Here is a 20,520-nt window from a genome sequence, read left to right as displayed (position 1 = left end):
TTATTTTAAGTTGTCGCAGTACTCAAGCCCACCTAACATCTTTTGCTCAGAATTGTCTGTTAGCAGGGCTGGAATTTCAAAGAGAATTTGCACGTAAGATTAATTTAGTCGGGCACAATGTGATTGCCACAGGACGCTTAGCTTATTTTTCCTTGCGTAGCTATAATACTGGTAATATTGACTGGATTGCTCTGCATAATATGGCAAGTTTTTCGTCATTGCGAAATAATGTAACTGCTTTTGAATCCGTGACAGTTAATCGCTTTAGCTATATTTTCACGTATAATAACTGCAGTCGTCATATTCCCCGCAAAGTTAGCGATAGTTTATTTTTTAATCACGCACTTTACCTTCTGGGTACAGTACATTTAAAAAGTAATTTAGGCTGGCGGGTCAAAAGTTCTGTCGGAGATTCTCTTATTGACCAGTCTTCTTACTTTCATCCCCATCAATCTCTGGAAGAAATATCGTTAAAAAAAGTAATGACCGAATTATTAGATAAAAAGCATGCTCGGTATGGCAATTTATTAGCTGATTATTATGAATTACCGTTAATTTCTGATGCTCACAAATCTGCTTATTTAAACAGTAAACGTCCAGATACTCTTTTTTAAGAAAATGCACAATCTTTCTGAAGTTCGTATATTTTTTTACTCTTTTTTTACCCGTAGATTTATTGTAATTATGATATATGGGATAAGCTTAAAGAAATTAAAAGTAAAAGTTAAATGTTTATTAATCTAAACGCTAAAAAATTAATATTATGTTTTTTAAATTTTAAGCAGTATTGCTAATCTATAAGAGCACAAGCGCTTGTGACATATTTGAAACAGAGGAATGTCACAAATGAAGATTAGTAGAAAAGCATTTATAACTGCATGGCAGAATCAGAAATTAGTCAGAGGCGCATTGAAGTACGCCCACGTCAGAATGGACTATACTAATTACGAAGACTTTTTGCAGGAAGGTATAATAATTTACGCAGAAATGTTAACGCGATTAGCAGGCAGAACAAGAACTGAAGTTGATCGGCTTAGTTTTCGTAAAATTATTTGGCATACTTTGGACTTATTGCGTAAGCAAAAGCGAATAACTGAGCAAGAAATTGGTTTTGACTCTGCTGAACAGGTAGGGTTGCTGGATAACTGGAATAATCATTTGGCACTTGAAAAAGAGTTAGCGCAAATGACTAAGGTTGAACGTATTTTGTTCATAGGTCATTTGCTGGGTGGACAGACAATCAGTGCTTTAGCTGAGAAGACTGGTATTAATCGAGTACAACTTCAAAGATTGAAACGAGAACTTTTGTATCATTTACAGGAAGTCTTAGACAAATAAATTACTATTTGTAATATTAAAACTGACAATATTACTTTTTGACTACAAATAAGCGGATTCTATTGTTAATACTTTAATTGCTCGATACAATAAAGATGTCGGTTAAGGAGGAAATTTTATTTATGAAGAAAAAACTAATCACTGGTTTTTCAGCAGCGGTGCTTGGTGCAGCGCTCTTGATGCCGGTTACCAACAACTTAATTGCCACTTCTCCAGCAAAGGCTGAGACAGTATCTGCAACTAAAGCAGATGAAACAACATTTTTAAATACTGCTGTTAAGCAGGCACAAAAAGTTTCTAAAAAATATGGGTTATACCCTTCAGTTATGATTGCACAGGCAATTGTGGAATCTAACTGGGGCAAATCAGGTTTGGCCGTTAATGCCAATAATTTATTTGGAATGAAGGCTGATGATAGCTGGCAAGGAGCAACCTATTCTTCTAAAACACGTGAAGAAGACAAAAATGGCAAGAGCTACTACGTGACAGCGAAATTTAGGAAATACAATACTTACCAGGATTCATTTGATGATAATGGTAAAAAACTTCGTTTAGGTGTTACCTGGCAGCCAGAGCGCTACAAAGGAGCATGGCTCGAAAATGCTGCTTCTTATGCAGATGCCACCAAGGCTCTAACTGGTACATACGCTACCGCCAATAATTACAACACTATTTTAAACACCAGAATAACTACTTCGAACTTAACGCAATATGATCCTAAGATTTCGAACACCAGCAAATCTTATGTTGTTAAAAAAGCAGGTGCCACTTATGCTTGTCCAACTGACCACTCAGTATCTGCCAAAACCGATTCAGTTGCTAAAGGTGATGCAGTTACTGTAACTAAGACCATTACTTTTTACAACGGTAAAAAGCGCTTGTACATTGCCGGTAAGGGCTGGGTTAACGATACTATTTTAAATATGGGCAGTGCTCTTCCACCGGCTTCTCAAGCTCCAAAGGGTGAGAAAAAAGTTAACAAGACTTTGATGCATAACGCTTATGTTTATAATTCCAAAGGCAAACGAGTAAAAAAAGTTAAGGCAATTAAAGTAGGCAACACCGGCAAGGTGATTGCTACCTATGGCACTAAAACTATTAATGGCAAAAAGTATTATCGCATTGGTGAAAATCAGTACATTGCCAGTGGCAATATTGACGGCACTATGAGACTTCTCAAGAAAAATGCTTTTGTTTACAACGACTATGGCAATCGTGACAATAAAAAGGTGTTAAAGAAGGGTCAATCCATTGCAACCTACGGTGGAGCAATTTCAATATACGGACTTAAATATTATAGGGTAGGCATTCACCAGTATGTTAAGAAAGGCAATTTTTAGACAAAGGTAATTTCTCACAAACGAAATAAGGAATGAAAATTTAGATGAAGATAAAGAAACTAATAACTACTGTTGCTATCGGAGTAGGTTTAGTTGCACCTATTTTTAACGTCAGTCAATCTCAGGCGGTAGAGGCTGCCTCAATTAACTCGATTGCTAAACAAAACAGCTATGTTGACGTTACTTTTTTATATAAAATGCTCCAGACACAGAACATTAAGTATAACAAATTTTACGCCAATGGCAATAAGATCAAGTACAGAAAAGGAAAGCCGGAAGGTATTGTAATTCACGAAACTGCAACTCCCGGGGCATCCGCTTATAATGAAGCTATTTATTTTAACCGTGAATGGAAAAATATGTACTCTTATGTCCACGCTTTTGTTGACCACAAACAGATTATTCAGATGATGACTCCAGGATATGGCGTCTGGGGTGCTGGAGCAATAGCCAACAACCGTTTTATTCAAATTGAACTTTGTCAAGAAACTACCAGAAATAAATTTGCTAAAAGTGTGAATAACAATGCCATTTATGCGGCTAAGTTGTTGCATCGATATAACATCGAACCCTCTAATGCTTCAAATACTGGTAAAGGGACAATCTGGTCTCATCATGCAGTATCGCGCTTTTTAGGAGGTACTAATCATACCGATCCTGATGGCTATTTCAAAAAATGGGGTTATTCAATGAATGACTTTTACTCACTTCTGAAGTACTATTACGATTTGCAGGCAGGAGAAACAGTTACTTCTACCCTTCCTGACGATTCATCAAATGCAACAGATTCTGATCCTGTTTCTCAAGCGCCTACTGGCAAGAAAACCTTGATGCATGATGCTTATACATATGATGCTCAAGGTAAACGCACTGATGCGGCATTAAAAACCACTGGGACGGTCGTAACCGTGGCACAAGAAAAGGTAATAAATGGTAAAAAATATTTGCAAATTGGTAAAAATGAATACGTTGTAGCCAGCAATATCATTGGTTCCAAGCGTGTATTAACCCATAATGCCTATATTTACGATACTACCGGAATTCGTATTGGCACTACCAAGTTTTTGAAGGGCAAATCCGTTCGGACATATGGTGGTCGCGTCAATATTAATGGTAATAAGTACTACCCAATTGATACTAATCGCTTTGTTAAAGCAGCCAATTTTTAATTAAAGAAACAGGTCATGATAATTGTCATGACCTGTTTTCATGTGCAGAAAAATTTTAATTTATTGATTTTTGAAAGCTATGAATACTTGCTACCCTTTTTATTTTTTCTGCTCGTCAATATTTTGTATAATCGACTAAGAATAAATGAGGAGGTAATCCTGTTGGCCCAGTTGTCTTTATTCCTAGTTGTTTTGTTTGCCTTAATTGTTCCTATTTTAATGGCACGATTAAAGGTAAATGCTGTTCCTACGGCCGTTGCAGAAATTATCATTGGTATTATTCTTGGTGCAAGTGGGTTTGATGTTGTACAGCCAACGCATGACCTCTCGTTTTTATCAAATTTGGGCGTCATTTTGCTATTGTTTTTGTCAGGGATGGAAATCAACTTTGATTTGTTGAAACCAAAGCATAAGCAAGAACAAAAGCCGGATCAGATATCTCCCTTTAAAATTGCTTTAGAAGCATTTTTAGGTGTGGCCCTTTTATCTGTTTGCCTAGCATTAGTTTTAAAATGGTTTGGCTTATTTGGCGATACGATGCTTGCAACCATTATTTTCATGACTATTGCACTGGGAGTAGTAATTGCGACCTTAAAAGAAAAAGATATTTTAAATAGACCGATAGGTCAGACGATTTTATTAACTGCAGTTTTAGGAGAAGTAATTCCGTTGATGCTGCTGACGGTTTATGCTGCAATTAATGGTGGCAATACTAGACAATTGTGGCTCATTATTTTGCTTTTTGGCGTGGCTATTTTACTGTTGTGGCACTTTAAGCAGCCTTATTTGTGGTTTGTTAAAGTGACCAAGTCAACTACGCAGTTAGATGTTCGGTTAGCCTTTTTCTTAATTTTTGCTTTAGTAACAGTTGCTGAAAGAGTCGGGGTAGAAAATATTTTAGGGGCATTTTTAGCCGGCATTGTCATGAAGCTGCTGGAGCCTAGTCAGGAAACTGCTGATAAGCTAACTTCAATTGGTTACGGCTTCTTTATTCCTATTTTCTTTATTATGACGGGAGTTAAACTCAATTTAAGATCACTTTTGGCACATCCCAACTCTTTAATTCTGTTACCAATATTAGTTCTGTTTTTATTTCTGGCAAAATTGCCTGTTGCGTTAGTTTATGCCAGAAAGTTTGGTTTCAGAAATGGTTTTGCGGGTGGTTTTTTAACCGCTACTACGATCACCATTGTTTTACCAACTTTAGCAGTGGCCAGAAAACTAAATGTTATTACACGCTTGCAATCTGATGTTTTTATTCTAGCCGCTGTAATAGTTTGCATTTTTTGCCCGATACTTTTTAATGCAATATTTAAATTAAAAGCTGAGGATCGTATCAAGGAAAAAGTTATAATTATAGGCACCAATGCGTTAACAGTTCCAGTCATGCTTGATTTGCATGATAATTGGTATTCAGTTCAAATGTATACTACCAGTAGTGAACACTATAATATTTATAAGAGTCGTGTGCCGGATTTAAAATTATTACCAAAACTGGATGAAGCAAATCTGCGTCAATCTGATGTTTTTGCCGGGAATATTTTTGTTGCAGCTATGAGATCTGACAAAACTAATTTGCGACTGGGGCAATTGGCAAAAGCTAAGGGTAATTTCAAGCGGATTATTATTTGTCAAAAACGTGCTGACATTGCCAAGGTCGAGCAATTGCGCAGCAGTGGCATGGAAGTTTTTGATTTAAGCAATGTTACTTCATCATTGCTGCGAGCACTGATAGAATCGCCTGCTGTTTATAATGTGATGAGCGATACCAAAAATGCTGTCTATTCTGTTGTTGTCCGCAATAGGCAGTACTCAGGTCGTCAATTGATGGATTGGGATATAGCAAGTGATATCACAGTCAGCCGTATTCGTCGTGGACAAGAATGGCTGGTTCCACATGGTCATACAGTTATTGAAATGGGAGACGAATTGATATTTACTTCTAAATATCAGGTTGCTGACCGTATCCGCAGGGTTGTAGGCAATAAGTAATTTTGTTAATTAAAAAAAACAGTTTGCAGGTATAACACTTAAATGTGGGATACTTTATTAGAATTTTAACTAAGGACTAACTTCCTATACAATAAGAGTTAGTCTTTTTTGTATGTCACATTTTGATAAATTGTAAAAGTATAGGAGATAATTTGATATTATTAAAAAGCAGACTGCTTAATTGCAATATACAAAATGTTTGCTGTAAAAATAGCAAAAATTAGAAAAAATTTTGCGAGTGTGTATGACAAAAAATAATAATTTATTAAAACTATAGTCTTTTTTTTGGATGTTTATAGTGCTAAAATTAATCCTATGTAACTCAGTAAGAGTTATAGCGTTCTTAAGTCTGTTTAGCTAGGGGCGTCGAATTTGTCAATGAAAAAGGAAGGCTCAAAAAAATGAGTAAAAATAGTTTTTATAAGAAAATGATAGTTTCAGTAGCTGGTGCATCATTATTAGCTGTTAATGTTAATCAGTTACCTACTAACGCTCTAAGTAGTGTCCCAACTGAAGTTAGTGCAGCTAAGAAGGCCGCTAAGACCAAGAAAGTCGGTGCTAATTCTGCTGTTTACAAACTTAAGGGCAAAAAATTAGTTAAGACTAAGAAGACACTTAAGGTTGGTCAAAAAGTAACTGTTCTTGGCAAAAAGACTGTTAAGGGCAAGAAGTACTACAAAGTTGGAAAGAACCAATACATCAAGGCTGTTAATGTTAATGGTAAGGCTGCTAAAGTAGCTAAGAATACTGTTTTGGTTACTAGGAGTGGCAAGGCTTTGAAGAACGGTAAAGTTCGTAAGGGCCAAAAAGTAACTGTATTTGGTGCAGCTGTTACCATTAAGGGCAAGAAATACTACTCAACTTCAGCAGGATACATTAAGGCAAGTGCTTTAGCTAAGAAGAAGACTTCAACCCCATCAACTGGTTCTAACGGCTCGACAAGTTCAACAGGTTCCAACGGATCTAATGGCTCGACAAGTTCAACAGGTTCCAACGGATCTAATGGCTCGACAAGTTCAACAGGTTCCAACGGATCTAATGGCTCGACAAGTTCAACAGGTTCCAACGGATCTAACGGCTCGACAAGTTCAACAGGTTCCAACGGATCTAACGGTTCTACTGGTTCCAACAGCTCAACTGGTTCAACCGGATCCAACGGTTCTACTGGTTCCAACAGTTCAACTGGTTCAACCGGATCCAACGGTTCAGCTAGCTCAACCCCTTCAAAGTAATGAGTAATCATTAATTTGCTTTTTATATTAAATTATTGAGTAAATTTAATATAAAAGATAAAGAGGTCTTTGATGTTTTTTGAAAAAATTGCTTTTACAGGTTTTTTCAAAATTCTCTGACCTCTTTTTTGATACAAAAAAACGCAACTTTCTCAACTGGAGAACTGATTGCGTTTTTTAGTTAATAATATTAATTATTAGAAACAGACTGCTTTGCTTTGGCTAATACATCCATGACAGCTATGCTATGCTCGTATAAATCATTAGCTTTCTGTGTATCGTGGGTATCAATAATTTTCACAAAATCCGTAAACTCACTTGCCATTCGGTGGTCAAACTCGTTAAAGTTGAACTCACTGTCATCACCGTTTCTGTGTTCAACCGTGAAATTTTTAATAACACCAGTTGAACCATCAAAATAGATAGTTCCTTTTTCACCTTCAATAAACGATCTTGGAGTAGTATAACTGTCTTTTGCGGCAATTAAAACTGCTTGTTTATCAGGATAAACTAAATTAAGTATGCCTGAAGTATCAACTTGTTTTTGCATTACTGGATAATATTGCACTTTTTCCGGCTCACCAAACAAACCAACAGCTAAGTGAATATTGTAAATGTTCAAATCGGTTAGGGTTCCACCATCTTTAGCAGGATCGAATACAGGCGCAATTTTGCCTTGCAAAAAATCATCATAGCGACTGGAATACTGCGTATAGTTTAAAGAAATAATGTGAATAGGTGCAATTTCAGCTAATTGTTGTTTAATCGCTTTGAAATTTGGCAAGTGAATATTTGTGATAGCCTCAACAATGATTAAATCCTTTTTGTCAGCTAATTCTTTAAGTTCTTCAGCTTGAGCAACATTTTCTACATATGGTTTTTCACAAATAACATTTTTGCCTGCAAGAAGAGCTTCTTTTACGATTTCATAATGTAAAGAATTAGGTACGGCTACATAAACTGTGTCGACATTTTCATCATGACACAACTGCCCGTTATCAGCAAATACCTCTTTAATGTTGTATTGCTTAGCTAAGTTTTTGGCAATAGGCTGACTACGTTTAGTAGTGGATATTGCTGCAAGTTCAAGGCCTTTAATTTTAGCAGCAGTCGTTAAAAAATCGTGAACAATTTTACCGCTGCCAATAATTCCTAATTTCATTTTTGGACCTCCGATTACTAATGAAAATATTTAAACGACTCTATAGTCATTTTATCTCATTAAGTAACCTAAAAGCACCATAATTATGATAGTTAAATATTTACTAAAAATAGTTGTTTTCATATAAAGACCTTTACTTTATTGCTCAAATTAGTTTGCAGATGCTGGAGTGGCGATTTTGACTTCATCTGGTAACTTCAAAGAGTCGGAATTACCGAAGCCAAAGATTCTAAAGTTGAATGAAGCTGGCATTTTTTTGTCGTAGTTCATTTTAAAAGAAGTAGCAGAGCTTGTTATTTTTTTATCTTTGATTTTAAAAGTAACATTACACTTGCTGAGTTTAACGTGCTTTTTGAACGACTTGAGATCTACCTTATAGTCTTTAAAAATTTTGTTCAGAAATTTACTTGCCTTAGTAATATTGACATTACTTTTGAGGGTATAAACTCCATCTTTATGACTAAGTTTGGCATTCTTGCTCAAATCAGTAGTGATGCTTTTAGCAAATTTCTTCAGATCGCTACTATATTTTTTTATATCAGTTTTGGCAGTATCAGCGTCTGCAATAGGTGTATATTGCCATTTGCCATCTGCTTTGGTGTAGACACGTTTTGCGTCCATATCAATCCATTGCTCTACTGTTTCAGCGTGTTTGCCAGATTTTACTTTAGTAATGGCTTGAACTAGTTCAGGCTTGGTGGTAAAAGCACCATGAGAGTCGAAATTTATTTTTTGCTTACCACTTTTAATCTTTGTGCTGGTAGTATATTGGCCACTAGTTTGGTTGCTCTCTTTCTTTTTAACAATTGCAATAGCCTGCTTTTTTGATAATGCTGCATCGACTGTTTTTGCATGAGTTAGACCACCACCAACTAAAGTGGCAGACAATAACATAGCCGTCAAAAATTTCTTCAATTTCATTGTGGACATCTCCTTTTTAATATTTTTATTTTACCTTAAGGAAATTATATAGCATTTTTAGTTAAGTTGATATAAAAACTTGTCCGATTTTTTTTCAGCGTAACAATTGCATCATTGACGCAATAGAGTTTAAAAATGATAAGAAATTGTTTTGTACATTAATCAGAGTATGATTTTTTAATTTTTTACATAAATTAGGCTTAAAAAAACAGGTTTTTGATGAATTAATTAATCCTAAATTTGCAAGTCTTGGTTTTGTCTCTGGTCAAAGAATTATCTTAGAAGTCTTACACAAATAAAAGCCCCGAAAGTTTTAGTTTCGAGGCTATGATTTAAAATTATTTTTTCTTTTTGTTGGTTTTAGGCAGTGGTTTAGCATTAAGGGCATTGGTAGGTATCTTTAAGAAGTCTTTGCTGCCCATGTTGCCATAACTTTGTCCAGCGCTGAATTGCATTAATTTATTTACTCTAATTTTAACTAGATATTGAAAGCTATACATCTTTTTATTTTTAACCACAAGTTTTGCAGTCATACCTTTAATTTTGCCCATTTTGACTAATTTATGATAGATGGTTTTTTGCTTAGGGCTTTGAGTATTGGTGGTAAATATCGGATCTAATGCATCTTTCATCGTTTTCTGGTCTGTGATGTTCGCTTTTAAAGTATAAGTGTGACCTTTTCTAGTCATTTTATAAGCGTTAGTAAGAGCCTTAGGTGGATCCATTAACATTGAATTATTAACTATAGAATCGAGTAAATCAGCGTAAGAGTGCCCGGTTAATTTGTTAAAATCCGCTTTATACCAGTCACTTGAGCCGTTAATATAAACGTGATTGGAATTATCAACCCACTCTTGCGAAGATTGTGTTTTACCTTTGGCTTGAGTTTGGTAGTTAAGTTGAAATACAGTAGGGTTGCCACCAAAAACAGCAGTTGTAGTAACAATTTGCTTGGAAGTATCGGTTCCTAAGGTTACGACCTGCTTGGCTTGTCCACTCTTAAATGATTTCTGTGAACATTTGATTACTTGGCTTTTAGTTAGAATGGGTTCGCTTTGCTTTTTCTGCTTGGAGCATCCGCCTGCAGCAAGCGCTGCAACTAAGCTCAAGCCCATTAATAATTTTTTGAATTTCATAGTGAGTTAGGTATTCTCTTTTCTTATAATCATCATTATATCTATTGTATCGTAAAACTTGGATTTTAAAAATGATTTTTAGTCCTAAACCCTATGAAAACAAAATGTAAATGTGTAAAATAGTAAGTGAAACATTTAATTTGCAAAGGAGATATTTCATGTCAAAATTAGTTTTGATCCGTCACGGACAAAGTGAATGGAACCTTGAAAATAAATTTACTGGTTGGATTGATGTAGATTTATCAGAAAAAGGCGTTGAAGAAGCAAAGAACGCAGGTAAGTTAATTAAGGAACATGGTCTGCAGTTCGATCAAGCTTATACATCTGTTTTAACTCGTGCCATTAAGACTCTACACTATGCTTTGGAAGAAAGCGGCCAACTTTGGGTTCCGGAAACTAAGAGCTGGAGATTAAACGAACGTCATTACGGTGGCTTGCAAGGCTTAAACAAGAAAGCTACTGCTGACAAATACGGTGATGAGCAAGTTCACATTTGGCGTCGTTCATATGATGTTTTGCCACCAAAGATTGAGGATGACTCTAAATACAGCCAAGTTCATGATCGTCGTTATGCCGATCTTGATCCACACATCATTCCTCGGACTGAAAACCTAAAGGTTTGTTTGGAAAGAGTTATGCCTTTCTGGGAAGACCACATTGCTCCAGACTTGTTAGCTGGCAAGAACGTTATTATTGCAGCTCACGGTAATTCACTTCGTGCCTTGACTAAGTACATCGAAAACATTTCTGATGCTGATATTATGAACTTGGAAATGAAGACCGGTGAACCAGTAGTTTACACCTTTGACGACAAGTTGAATGTCACTAACAAAGAAAAATTAGACGACTAATTTTAAGTTAAAAAATAAAATTCCTAACTTTCACAGTTAGGAATTTTTTTAGTACTTGCAACTAAGTTGTTACTTGTTACAAAAATGTTAAGTGCTGTCACTGTAACTCAGTATATTTTGATGAAACTTTAATCTATAGAAAACCAGAAAGATATATCTTCTCGCCTTTTATTTGCCTCAAGTTCTTAATCCGGTTCATTAATGTTTAAAATTGCATCGAAGACGCTTTGGGGCAACTTAATGTCGCTTTTAACAGCTTGTCTTTTATTTAAACTTTGTCTGCGTAAAAGTTGTTGCTTTTTCGAGATGCTTCTTTTTTCACCGTTCACAGCCGCATTTTTGCGTAAAGGCGGCACGTCAACTCTCGCAATTGATTTGTTTTCCACCATTGCTTGCACAGGCATCGGGTATAGATGACGCGGCACAGTATATTTCAATTTTTTAACTAACTTATGGGCGATCAAATCGGCTTTTTGACGTGGCACAATAATGTCGAGAGCATCAACAACGGCATAGTTGATCTGAATTTGAATTTTGACTACATCAACCAGTTCGTAATCCAGAAATTCGGTATCAAGTGTAGCAAAGCCATGAGTAATTGATTTTAAGCTGTTGAAAAAGTCATAGGCAATTTCAGAAACAGGCAATTTGTATGTCAATGTGACTAAATCTTGTTGATTGTCCAAGTCAATCATCTCTCCAAAATGCTGGTCACATAATTTCATGACTGCACCTAAATATTCATTGGGCGTTGTAATGACTGCTTTGACATAAGATTCAGTGACGTAATCAATCTCAGAAAAGTCAGGAAATTTCGCTGGATTGGTGATTATGAGGTATTCCTGCTTAGGCTGAGGCTGCTTGAGATAAACATGATAGGTTGCATTCGGTGCAGTGGTTAATACTTCCACATGATATTCATCGCGCAGTCGTTCCTGGATTATTTGCAAGTGAAAAATGCCTAAGAAACCGCAGCGAAAGCCAGCATCAAGAGCTTCAGACTGTTCGGGAGCGTAATGAAAAGCGGAATCATTTAGAGCCAGCTTACTAATAGCTTGTTTTAAGGCTTCATAACTGGTATCTCCCTTAGGATAAAAACCGGCATAAACCATTGATTGCGCTGGCTTAAAGTGGGGAATGGCATTTCTAGTAGGATTTTCTGCAGTGGTTAAGGTATCGCCAACCTGGACACTGGCAACATCTTTAATTCCAGTCACAATATAGCCGACTTCTCCCGCATTTAATTCCTTTACCGGCTGCATGTTTGGAGTGAAAATCCCTATTGCTTGCGCATTAAACTTGCTGCCGCCCTGCATTAGCTGCAATTTTTGCTGGTTCTTTAACTGACCATCAATTAGTCTGACATCCGCGATAATTCCCTGATATGAATCATACTGTGAGTCAAAAATCAGTGCCTTAAGTGCTGCATCGGGTTTTCCCTGAGGGGCTGGAATTTTTTGATAAATTGCTTCTAAAACTTGATGAATATTTTCTCCTGTTTTAGCAGAAATTTTTAAAATATCCGCATCTGCAAATTCTGGTCTTAAGGCACGTATTTGTGCCTCTGTTGCCTCTACGTCTGCCGCTGCATTGTCAATTTTGTTAATCACCGGAATGATAGTCAGATTATGTTTTAAAGCTAAACGCAAATTGGCTACGGTTTGTGCTTGTACACCTTGAGTTGCGTCGACCAGTAAAATAGCACCATCACTTGCAGCCAGACTTTTAGAAACTTCGTAAGAAAAATCAACGTGCCCTGGAGTATCGATTAAATTGTATTCGTATTCCTGACCGTTATCCGCTTGATAAAAGTTACGCACTGATCTTGATTTGACTGTCACGCCATGCGCCTGCTCAACTTCCATGCTGTCCAAAAGTTGGTCACTTAACTGTCTTTTGCTCACAGTATCAGTTTGTTCCATAATTCTGTCAGCTAATGTTGATTTACCATGATCAATATGAGCAATTATGGCAAAATTTCTAATATTAGCAAGTTTCATTTTATTTTGCTCCTTCCAGTTTTTGCTCTATGCCTTGTAAATAAAAGAGCATTAATTGATTTGCTTCTTGTTCGAGGTCGATTTGAAAAACTTTAAAATCAACGGGTAATTGATCGTGGTGAAACTCATCCAGGTTCATCATATTCATTAGTCCGCTAATAATTGCACTTTGAATGATGAAAAGGTGACTGGCTTGCTTAACGCTAAGCAGTGAAATTCTCTCGGCTATTGCTTGTCCCAATTTCCTGTTTATTTCGTAGAGTTTTTCGCGACCAGCCAATGTCTGTTCTCTGTCAGCGGCAGTTTCTAAAATTGGACCACGTAGCGCGTTAAGACGTAATAAATCAGTCCTCTGACTAATTAACAAATGGTTTTGCTCTAGTATAAAAGAGGAAAAATCAGCCCAAGAAGTGATATTTTCAGTTTTTTGAAAACGCAGAAGAACTTCCGTGAGGTAATCTTGGTAACCAGAAAGCAATAAGTACATAAAGATATTTTCTTTAGTTTTAAAATAATTAAATAGTGTGCCCTTTGCCACGCCAGATTCATTGGCAATTTGCGCCATAGATATTTGGTTAAAATCATTTTTTTGAAATAACTTGCTGGCAGCAGTTGCAATGAGCTGTTTTTTTGCTTCTTTTTCTTTGGGAGTCAAGACATACATAATGGCAAATATACTCCTTTCATTCAATAATGACCATCGGTCATTTTACAAATAATCATGAATTTTTGCAAGAAAAAACCATCTTTATATGAAGATGGTTTTCATTGCTGATTTAATTATTAATGTATTTCTTTAATTGCTCATTTTTCAGACCAGCACTTAAACCAACTAAGAGCTTAATTCTGGCTTTTTGTCCATTGAGGCCGCGGCAGAAGATAATGCCCATTTTGGCTAATCCGACACCGCCACCTTGATAATCATAAACTGGTTCAGCAATACCGTTAAAACAACGGGAAACCAATACCAGGGGAATTCCATTATCAAGCAGTTTTTGCAATTCAGGTAATGTTTGGGGTGGCATGTTACCGGCACCTAAAGCTTCAATTACTAACCCGTTTGTTGATGGCTTGTTTAAAGCTTGAAAGATCTCTGGTCCCATTCCTGCATAGGCCTTTACTAAATAAACATTTGAAATAATGTGGTCAATTGGTAAGTGTTGCTGGGGATTGATGGTTTGCACGTAATTAACGTGACCTTCGGATACAACTCCTATAGGACCAAATGTGGCTGTGCGAAAAGTAGCAACATTTGTAGTATGGGTCTTCGTAACATAACGGGCGGGATGAATTTCATCATTCATCACAACTACAACACCTTTGCCAATAGAAGCATCAGAACTGGCTACCATGATTGCGGTTCTGAAATTGTACAGTCCGTCGCTGCCAATTTCATTAGAAGAGCGCATAGCTCCGGTTACTACCACAGGCATTTTACTGGAAATGGTTAAATCTAAAAATAAAGCTGTTTCCTCCAGAGTGTCTGTGCCGTGAGTCACGACTGCCCCGAAAAAACCTTCGGCTTCTGCTTGGCGGATCCGCAAAGAAAGTTGCAACATGCACTCCGGTGTCATATGAGGAGAAGGCAAGTTGAAAATTTCTTCAGTAACTATCTGAACATCGTCATTAACGTTTAAAGACAGGTCAGCCAAGGGATTTTGACTGTTAGGCTTAATTTTTCCATTTTCATCTTCTGACATTGAAATGGTGCCACCAGTATGTAAGATTAGAATTTTTTTACTCATAATAGGTTTTTGCTCCTGTGATTTCTTTAATTAATACTTCTACAGGTTAGCATAAAATTAGGGATGCAGAAACCGTTTAAGACCATAGATTTTAGACATAAAAAGCAGCCGGACAAAAGGTCAGCTGCTTTAAATTAAAGGCTTTAATCAGTGAAAATTTCTTTTGCCAAATCAAAAGCAGACCAAGCCTTCGGCCAGCCGCAATAAAATGCCAAATGAGTAATCAGTTCGACTATTTCGTCTTTCGTAATGCCGTTCTTTTTTCCAATAATCATATGTGATTTAAGTTGAGGAAAAGCTCCTTGTGCCATTAATGCGGCACAAGTAATTAAACTACGGTCACGTGCAGACAACTTGTCCTCTCTTGACCAGACTTCACCAAATAAAACATCATCATTCAATTCTGCAAACTTAGGTGCAAAATCACCTAAATTATCTCTACCGGCTGTTTGCTTTTTCATTTTTAATCCTCCAATTTTTCATATTCTTCATCTGTGACTGGCTCCAGCCATTTTGGTGTTCCCGCAGTGATTGCAATATGCGCAAACCAACTTTTTTTGGTAGCACCATGCCAGTGCTTAACACCGTCGTGAACAACTACTACATCTTCCGGATGTAATTTACGTGCACTCTTTCCTTCTTCTTGATACCAGCCTTCGCCAGCTGTAGCTAATAAAATTTGAAAGCCGCCCATATGTTGGTGCCAGTTGTTGCGACAACCCGGTTCAAAACTAACGTTTGAGACGCTTACGTTAATCTTAGGATCATTGACCAAGCTTTGCAGGTAACTCTGGCCAATAAAATATTTTTGATAAGCAGTATTCTTTTCACCCAAAGCAAAAGTACCATTTTGCACATCATCTTTGTGATCGTCCATATTGATTCTCCTTTACCTGATTTATACGATTACTTTAGTACTTAATGTGTACTTTAAGTCAAGTTATTTTAACAGTAATTATGAGTTAAATTACATTTATTAATAATTAGTTATTGTTTTGTGAATTTGTTATTTTGTTAAAAAATAACGTGATAAAATTAATTTGATAAATGAAAGCGATTTATACAAAGGAGATTAACATGATTTATCAAAAGAATATTGCATGGGATGCAAATTATGATGTTGTTGTTTTAGGATTTGGCGGTGCTGGTGCCACTGCTGCTCGGTTTGCGGCTGATCATGACGCTAAAGTGCTACTGGTTGATGCAGCTCCTGAAGGGCACGAAGGTGGTAATACCCGGTATTCTGCCCAATTAATTGGTACGGGTAATGACTTTAATGAGTTGAAAAAGTATTATCAGAAACTAACGGCGCCAATGGAACTTGACGAAGAGATGATTGATACTTATGTCGATGGGATGGTGCACATTCCTGAATATGTTTCAAAATATTTGGGTGTTAAACCAAATAGTGCTAAAGAATATGCGCCAGATAAAAGTTATGCTTTCAGAGAATTTCCTGAGTTTGAGGGTTCAGAGTCTTATGACTTTACCACTGTCACTAAACATTGGTTTGACGCTTCCTTATGGCAGATTTTAAAAGAGCAAGTAGTGAAACGGCAAGACAAAATTGATGTTTTGTACAGCACGCCTGCTCAAGAACTAATTCAAGATCCGGAAACTAAAAAGATTTACGGCGTAGTGATTAAGCGTGACGGTAAGCTGCTCAAAGTTCAGGCTAAAAATGGTGTTGTCATGACTACCGGTGGTTTTGAAAATAACCAAAGAATGATTGAAGACTTTATTGGCGCCAAGAGACTGGCACCACTGGGTACCCTTTATAACAAAGGTGACGGTTTGCGAATGGCTCAAGAAGTTGGCGCCGACTTTTGGCATTTGCACAACTTTGAGTCTTTGGGTTTGCTTCATGGCATGGCTTTTGCAGTTCCAGCGGGCCAGCGTGGTCGTTTAATGCTGGGAGCCCAAAATGAAGCTGTTTCTACTGGTAGTGCCTTTGTTATAGGTGATGACGGTACCAGATACTTTAATGAAGCAGAAGAAAATCGTCACGGTCACATCAAGAATCACGGTCAGTGGAAAGTACCACTAAATCAAGAACACCCATACTTGATTTTTGATGAAACCAAAAAGCATGAATTAGATAATGATAAAATTATTGGCGATTACGAGCCATACACAGAAAATGTTATCAAGGCTGACTCTGTTTCCGAACTAGCCGATAAAATTGGAGTTGATCCAGCAGTTTTGTCTGATACTCTCAATCGTTTTAATAAAGCATGTCAGGAACAAGACGACCCCGAATTTAGAAGAGATCCAGCTACTTTGCGTGCGTTTGACGGTAATACAATTTATGCCGTCAAACTAGAGCAGACAATGCTTAACACTCAAGGTGGTCCAAGAAGAAATAAGAATGCGGAAATTTTGGATACCAGAGGAAAAGCGATCCCTAACCTTTATTCTGCTGGTGAACTTGGCGGTATCTGTGTTAACCAATACCAAGGCGGCAATAACTTGGCAGAATGTTTGATTTGGGGCAAGATTGCCGGAGAAAATGCGGCTAAACCCAAAGTTGATGAAACAACTGATGCAGCAAGTGGGGCTACTATGCATGAAAAGCATTTAACTTCAGATCTTAAACATGAAACCTATGAAACAGGAGAGAACCAATACATTGGTAAATCTACTAAAGGCATGGGTGATGAAATAGTTGTACGGGTAACTGTTGATGAGCAAAAGAACCTAAAGAATATTGAAGTTTTGAAACAGGCTGAGTCAGATGACTATGGTTTGAAAGCTATTAAGACTCTGCCTGCTAAGATGGTTCAGGAAAATACTGTTGATGTTGACGCAGTCAGTGGTGCTTCGAGTTCATCACGTGGTCTCAAAGACGCAGTTAGGGATGCACTAAGTAAAATAAAGTAATAAGTATTGCTAAAAAGGGTCATTAAAATTAAATGACCCTTTTGTATAGCTCAAAACAGTAACTAATAGGACAGTCTTTTTTAAGTATGTTAATTTTTAGTATAATATACACAGGAAGAAAATTTTTGTTAATTTGATGAGGTAATAAAATGAATTTCACTCAATTACGCTGTTTTATTAAGGCCATAGATAATTCCAGTTTTACTATTGCAGCTGAGCGCTTAAATTTCTCCCAGTCGGCAGTTTCTAAAAATATTAAGGATCTTGAGGATACACTGGGGGTAACTTTAATCAATCGTGCTCATCACCGTATTTCCTTAACGAGCGCTGGCAAGTACTTCTATCGTGTTGCGCGCAATGTGGTAGATGATATGGATTACACGGTAGCATACTTGCAAAGCAAAAAGAATGACCCAGAAACGCTTTTAAGAATAGGGGTCTGCGATACACCGTTTGAACAAAAAATTCTGCCCATTTTTTTGCGCAAATTGCGTGAATCTGGGAGTAATTTGAACATCCAGTTTGTCTTTGTACTCAACAATTCTATTGGTGAGCTTCTTAACCATCACGTTGATTTGTGTGCAATTGCACGAGAAGATGTTGATGTTGTTGAAGATATTCACTTTGAGCCAATGGTTCAAGGTAAAGTGGTAGTAGCTTGTCAAAAAGATTCTCCTTTACCAGAAAAATCTAAGATTTCTATTTCAGATTTAATTGATCGTGACGTATTTTTGCTTGATCCTAACAGTTCTTTAAATGTACAGTTGAATTTTCAAACTGCTTTAATCAATAAATTAGGTATGGAACATATCAAATTTGTGCAAGATTTCTTGGCCATGGATATTTATGTCAGAGGCGGTTGGGGTTATGGCATTTTGCCCAACTTCATTGCAGATTATCAATCAGAGGGAATTAAATATATTCCCATTGATTATCATGATATTTCACCATATGGAATTGCATACATGGAGAGTTTTACTAATGATTCTGTACTTGAAAAAGTGGTCAGTACATTAAAAAAAGCAATAAACGAATATTTATCTGAGGATAAAAATAAGTAATGCACAAATAAAAGTTGTTTTTGGAATGCTTGTAGTCAGCACTTAAACGTTGATCTTACAAGCATTTTTATTTTGCCTTTTTAAATTGTTATGTTCTGTATTCCATTTAGTAATTCTTAATTCTAAATATGGTGCATAAATTCACTTGATTCATAGTATTATGAAAACGGTTAAAGGATTTGTTTAAAGAAGTGAGGTATAAAAATGGAAAATACTTATGATGTCATTATTGCTGGTGCCAGCAATGCTGGCGCAATGGCAGCTTGTGCTGCTGCTGAAAAGGGAGCAAAAGTTCTCCTGATTGACAAGCAAGGAAGTTCAAGATTTTTATTCCGTTCATTCTTTGCTGCGCTGGACAGTAACGCCCAAAGAAGAGCAGGAATTAAAGTTGATAAAGCTAAACTAATGAACTTTTTAACCTTGTTCTTCCAAGATAACGTTGATGAACGTTTACTTTGGACTTGGGCAAATCATGCAGACGAAACTGCCAATTGGCTTGAAGATAACATTTTGAAACCAAATGGCGGTGTTTTGAGACCACAAAAAGATGCCCACTATGAAACTGTTGTTAATACAGCTTTCAATACTGAGTTAGCAATTGCAACACCTGACAACGGCTGGGCTCATTATGGCGATTGGGTAATTGATAAGGTCAAAGAACTAGGAGTCACCCTTAAATACAACACTAAATTAGAAGAATTAGTGACAGATGATAGTGGTGCAGTAACCGGTGTAATTACCAGCGATCGCGGAAGTGGCGAAAAGACTGAATATAAAGCTAATAAGGGTGTCATCATTTGTACTGGCGGTTACGGTGCCAATGTTGAATTGATGAAGAAATGGGATCCACTTGGCTACAAGAAGAATGTTTATTCAGATGGACCTCGTGATGATGGTTCAGGTATTCTTGCTGGCCTTAAAGTCGGTGCTGCTCGCGATGAAGAACCAGCTGAAATCATTTTTGACCGTGGTGCAGTTCCTGTTGGCACTAAGGCTGAAGACCATTATGTCATTGACTTTAAGGATCCAGGCTACTTCTGGATGGGTGCTTACCCACTACTAAAAGTTAACTTAAAAGGTGAGCGTTTCGGCAACGAAAGTGTACCTTACCAATTTGATATTAATGCAATGGCTAAGCAACCAGGCTACCTTGAAGCACAAATTTGGTCTGAAGATACTATGGATCACTTGGCACAATTTGATACTCAAGGTTGTTCTCGTTTAGGCTGGCCTGGTATTTACAATACAGAGGAGAACAAAGAAGAGATTCAACGCAGAATTGATGACGGCCTGGTTAAGAAAGCTGATACCATTGAAGAATTAGCTGAAAAATTGAATTTGCCAAAAGATAACCTGGTTAACAGTGTTAAACGTTATAACGAGATGTGTGAAAAAGGCGTTGATACCGACTTTGGTAAAGAGAAGTTCAGATTATTCCCAGTAGATAAAGCGCCATACTATGGTGTCATCATGGGTGGACGTTTGCTTGCTACTCTAGATGGTTTACGGATCAATACTAAGATGGAAGTCATTGACCAGAATGGTGATCCAATTCCTCACCTATACGCAGCTGGTAACGCCAGTGGTGGTTTCTTCTGGGGCAGTTATCCAGATAGAATTCCTGGCCTTACTTGCAGTCACGCCCAGACCTTTGGTCGTCTAGCCGGACAATATGCTGCTGAAAATTAGTTTT

18 protein-coding genes are annotated in these 20,520 nt (G+C 37.0%); 10 read left to right on the top strand and 8 right to left on the bottom strand.

Features of this window, described 5'->3' with window-relative positions; translation table 11 throughout:
* Positions 1–119: 119 nt before the first annotated feature.
* The 6 genes from ERK18_RS01660 (at position 120) to ERK18_RS09660 (ending at position 7,071) form a co-directional block, all read left to right on the top strand.
* Positions 120–614 (top strand): hypothetical protein, encoded by a 495-nt coding sequence (locus ERK18_RS01660; protein ID WP_187154018.1) that lies wholly within the window; start codon positions 120–122, stop codon positions 612–614.
* A gap of 232 nt (positions 615–846) precedes the next feature.
* Positions 847–1,338, top strand: coding sequence for a sigma-70 family RNA polymerase sigma factor (locus ERK18_RS01655; RefSeq protein WP_187154017.1), 492 nt, complete (start codon positions 847–849; stop codon positions 1,336–1,338).
* Positions 1,339–1,460: 122 nt separating this feature from the next.
* Entirely contained in the window at positions 1,461–2,678 is a 1,218-nt protein-coding gene (locus ERK18_RS01650; RefSeq protein WP_187154016.1) for an SLAP domain-containing protein, read from the top strand.
* A gap of 44 nt (positions 2,679–2,722) precedes the next feature.
* Positions 2,723–3,847, top strand: a complete 1,125-nt coding sequence (locus tag ERK18_RS01645) for an SLAP domain-containing protein (protein WP_187154015.1) — start codon at positions 2,723–2,725, stop codon at positions 3,845–3,847.
* Between the two features lie 162 nt (positions 3,848–4,009).
* Complete coding sequence (locus tag ERK18_RS01640; protein ID WP_187154014.1) at positions 4,010–5,839, top strand: cation:proton antiporter family protein; 1,830 nt, start codon at positions 4,010–4,012, stop codon at positions 5,837–5,839.
* 401 nt (positions 5,840–6,240) lie between these two features.
* The gene (locus ERK18_RS09660; protein ID WP_187154013.1) at positions 6,241–7,071 is read left to right on the top strand and encodes an SLAP domain-containing protein; all 831 of its coding nucleotides are present in this window, start codon (positions 6,241–6,243) and stop codon (positions 7,069–7,071) included.
* Positions 7,072–7,261: 190 nt separating this feature from the next.
* Here the strand turns inward: ERK18_RS09660 and ERK18_RS01630 are convergent, their stop codons facing one another.
* The 3 genes from ERK18_RS01630 to ERK18_RS01620 form a co-directional block, all read right to left on the bottom strand.
* On the bottom strand, positions 7,262–8,233 hold the full coding sequence (locus ERK18_RS01630) for a Gfo/Idh/MocA family protein (protein ID WP_187154012.1): 972 nt from the start codon (positions 8,231–8,233) through the stop codon (positions 7,262–7,264).
* A 150-nt stretch (positions 8,234–8,383) separates the two neighbouring features.
* Positions 8,384–9,154, bottom strand: coding sequence for a hypothetical protein (locus tag ERK18_RS01625; RefSeq protein WP_187154011.1), 771 nt, complete (start codon positions 9,152–9,154; stop codon positions 8,384–8,386).
* A 338-nt stretch (positions 9,155–9,492) separates the two neighbouring features.
* On the bottom strand, positions 9,493–10,290 hold the full coding sequence (locus tag ERK18_RS01620) for a DUF6612 family protein (RefSeq protein WP_187154010.1): 798 nt from the start codon (positions 10,288–10,290) through the stop codon (positions 9,493–9,495).
* A gap of 158 nt (positions 10,291–10,448) precedes the next feature.
* Here ERK18_RS01620 and ERK18_RS01615 point away from each other — a divergent pair, with 158 nt between their 5' ends.
* Complete coding sequence (locus ERK18_RS01615; protein WP_034978190.1) at positions 10,449–11,141, top strand: 2,3-diphosphoglycerate-dependent phosphoglycerate mutase; 693 nt, start codon at positions 10,449–10,451, stop codon at positions 11,139–11,141.
* A gap of 185 nt (positions 11,142–11,326) precedes the next feature.
* Here the strand turns inward: ERK18_RS01615 and lepA are convergent, their stop codons facing one another.
* From lepA to ERK18_RS01590, 5 genes are all read right to left on the bottom strand, one after another.
* Positions 11,327–13,141 (bottom strand): translation elongation factor 4, encoded by a 1,815-nt coding sequence (gene lepA, locus ERK18_RS01610; protein WP_187154009.1) that lies wholly within the window; start codon positions 13,139–13,141, stop codon positions 11,327–11,329.
* A gap of 1 nt (position 13,142) precedes the next feature.
* Positions 13,143–13,805, bottom strand: coding sequence for a TetR/AcrR family transcriptional regulator (locus ERK18_RS01605; RefSeq protein ID WP_222710076.1), 663 nt, complete (start codon positions 13,803–13,805; stop codon positions 13,143–13,145).
* Between the two features lie 112 nt (positions 13,806–13,917).
* Positions 13,918–14,886: an asparaginase gene (locus ERK18_RS01600; protein WP_187154008.1), complete on the bottom strand. Its 969-nt coding sequence runs from the start codon at positions 14,884–14,886 to the stop codon at positions 13,918–13,920.
* A 143-nt stretch (positions 14,887–15,029) separates the two neighbouring features.
* Positions 15,030–15,347: a carboxymuconolactone decarboxylase family protein gene (locus ERK18_RS01595; RefSeq protein WP_187154007.1), complete on the bottom strand. Its 318-nt coding sequence runs from the start codon at positions 15,345–15,347 to the stop codon at positions 15,030–15,032.
* Between the two features lie 2 nt (positions 15,348–15,349).
* Entirely contained in the window at positions 15,350–15,763 is a 414-nt protein-coding gene (locus ERK18_RS01590; RefSeq protein WP_187154006.1) for a cupin domain-containing protein, read from the bottom strand.
* A 200-nt stretch (positions 15,764–15,963) separates the two neighbouring features.
* Between ERK18_RS01590 and ERK18_RS01585 the strand changes: the two genes are divergently transcribed.
* The 3 genes from ERK18_RS01585 (at position 15,964) to ERK18_RS01575 (ending at position 20,516) form a co-directional block, all read left to right on the top strand.
* On the top strand, positions 15,964–17,766 hold the full coding sequence (locus ERK18_RS01585; RefSeq protein WP_187154005.1) for an FAD-binding protein: 1,803 nt from the start codon (positions 15,964–15,966) through the stop codon (positions 17,764–17,766).
* 149 nt (positions 17,767–17,915) lie between these two features.
* Positions 17,916–18,827 (top strand): LysR family transcriptional regulator, encoded by a 912-nt coding sequence (locus tag ERK18_RS01580; RefSeq protein WP_187154004.1) that lies wholly within the window; start codon positions 17,916–17,918, stop codon positions 18,825–18,827.
* A gap of 204 nt (positions 18,828–19,031) precedes the next feature.
* Positions 19,032–20,516, top strand: a complete 1,485-nt coding sequence (locus tag ERK18_RS01575) for an FAD-dependent oxidoreductase (protein WP_187154003.1) — start codon at positions 19,032–19,034, stop codon at positions 20,514–20,516.
* Positions 20,517–20,520 lie beyond the last annotated feature (4 nt).

The sequence above is a fragment of the Lactobacillus kimbladii genome (assembly GCF_014323605.1).
In the GTDB taxonomy this organism is placed as follows: Bacteria; Bacillota; Bacilli; order Lactobacillales; family Lactobacillaceae; genus Lactobacillus; species Lactobacillus kimbladii_B.
This window is presented reverse-complemented; position numbering and strand designations above follow the sequence as displayed.

What these genes read in the sequence shown, in the direction of transcription:
- ERK18_RS01575 (WP_187154003.1), top strand. Translation starts at nt 19,032, where the DNA reads ATGGAAAATACTTATGATGTCATTATTGCTGGTGCCAGCAATGCTGGC.
- ERK18_RS01605 (WP_222710076.1), bottom strand. Translation starts at nt 13,805, where the DNA reads ATGTATGTCTTGACTCCCAAAGAAAAAGAAGCAAAAAAACAGCTCATT.
- ERK18_RS01620 (WP_187154010.1), bottom strand. Translation starts at nt 10,290, where the DNA reads ATGAAATTCAAAAAATTATTAATGGGCTTGAGCTTAGTTGCAGCGCTT.
- ERK18_RS01595 (WP_187154007.1), bottom strand. Translation starts at nt 15,347, where the DNA reads ATGAAAAAGCAAACAGCCGGTAGAGATAATTTAGGTGATTTTGCACCT.
- ERK18_RS01645 (WP_187154015.1), top strand. Translation starts at nt 2,723, where the DNA reads ATGAAGATAAAGAAACTAATAACTACTGTTGCTATCGGAGTAGGTTTA.
- ERK18_RS01625 (WP_187154011.1), bottom strand. Translation starts at nt 9,154, where the DNA reads ATGAAATTGAAGAAATTTTTGACGGCTATGTTATTGTCTGCCACTTTA.
- ERK18_RS01615 (WP_034978190.1), top strand. Translation starts at nt 10,449, where the DNA reads ATGTCAAAATTAGTTTTGATCCGTCACGGACAAAGTGAATGGAACCTT.
- lepA (WP_187154009.1), bottom strand. Translation starts at nt 13,141, where the DNA reads ATGAAACTTGCTAATATTAGAAATTTTGCCATAATTGCTCATATTGAT.
- ERK18_RS01600 (WP_187154008.1), bottom strand. Translation starts at nt 14,886, where the DNA reads ATGAGTAAAAAAATTCTAATCTTACATACTGGTGGCACCATTTCAATG.
- ERK18_RS01650 (WP_187154016.1), top strand. Translation starts at nt 1,461, where the DNA reads ATGAAGAAAAAACTAATCACTGGTTTTTCAGCAGCGGTGCTTGGTGCA.
- ERK18_RS01590 (WP_187154006.1), bottom strand. Translation starts at nt 15,763, where the DNA reads ATGGACGATCACAAAGATGATGTGCAAAATGGTACTTTTGCTTTGGGT.
- ERK18_RS09660 (WP_187154013.1), top strand. Translation starts at nt 6,241, where the DNA reads ATGAGTAAAAATAGTTTTTATAAGAAAATGATAGTTTCAGTAGCTGGT.
- ERK18_RS01630 (WP_187154012.1), bottom strand. Translation starts at nt 8,233, where the DNA reads ATGAAATTAGGAATTATTGGCAGCGGTAAAATTGTTCACGATTTTTTA.
- ERK18_RS01585 (WP_187154005.1), top strand. Translation starts at nt 15,964, where the DNA reads ATGATTTATCAAAAGAATATTGCATGGGATGCAAATTATGATGTTGTT.
- ERK18_RS01655 (WP_187154017.1), top strand. Translation starts at nt 847, where the DNA reads ATGAAGATTAGTAGAAAAGCATTTATAACTGCATGGCAGAATCAGAAA.
- ERK18_RS01580 (WP_187154004.1), top strand. Translation starts at nt 17,916, where the DNA reads ATGAATTTCACTCAATTACGCTGTTTTATTAAGGCCATAGATAATTCC.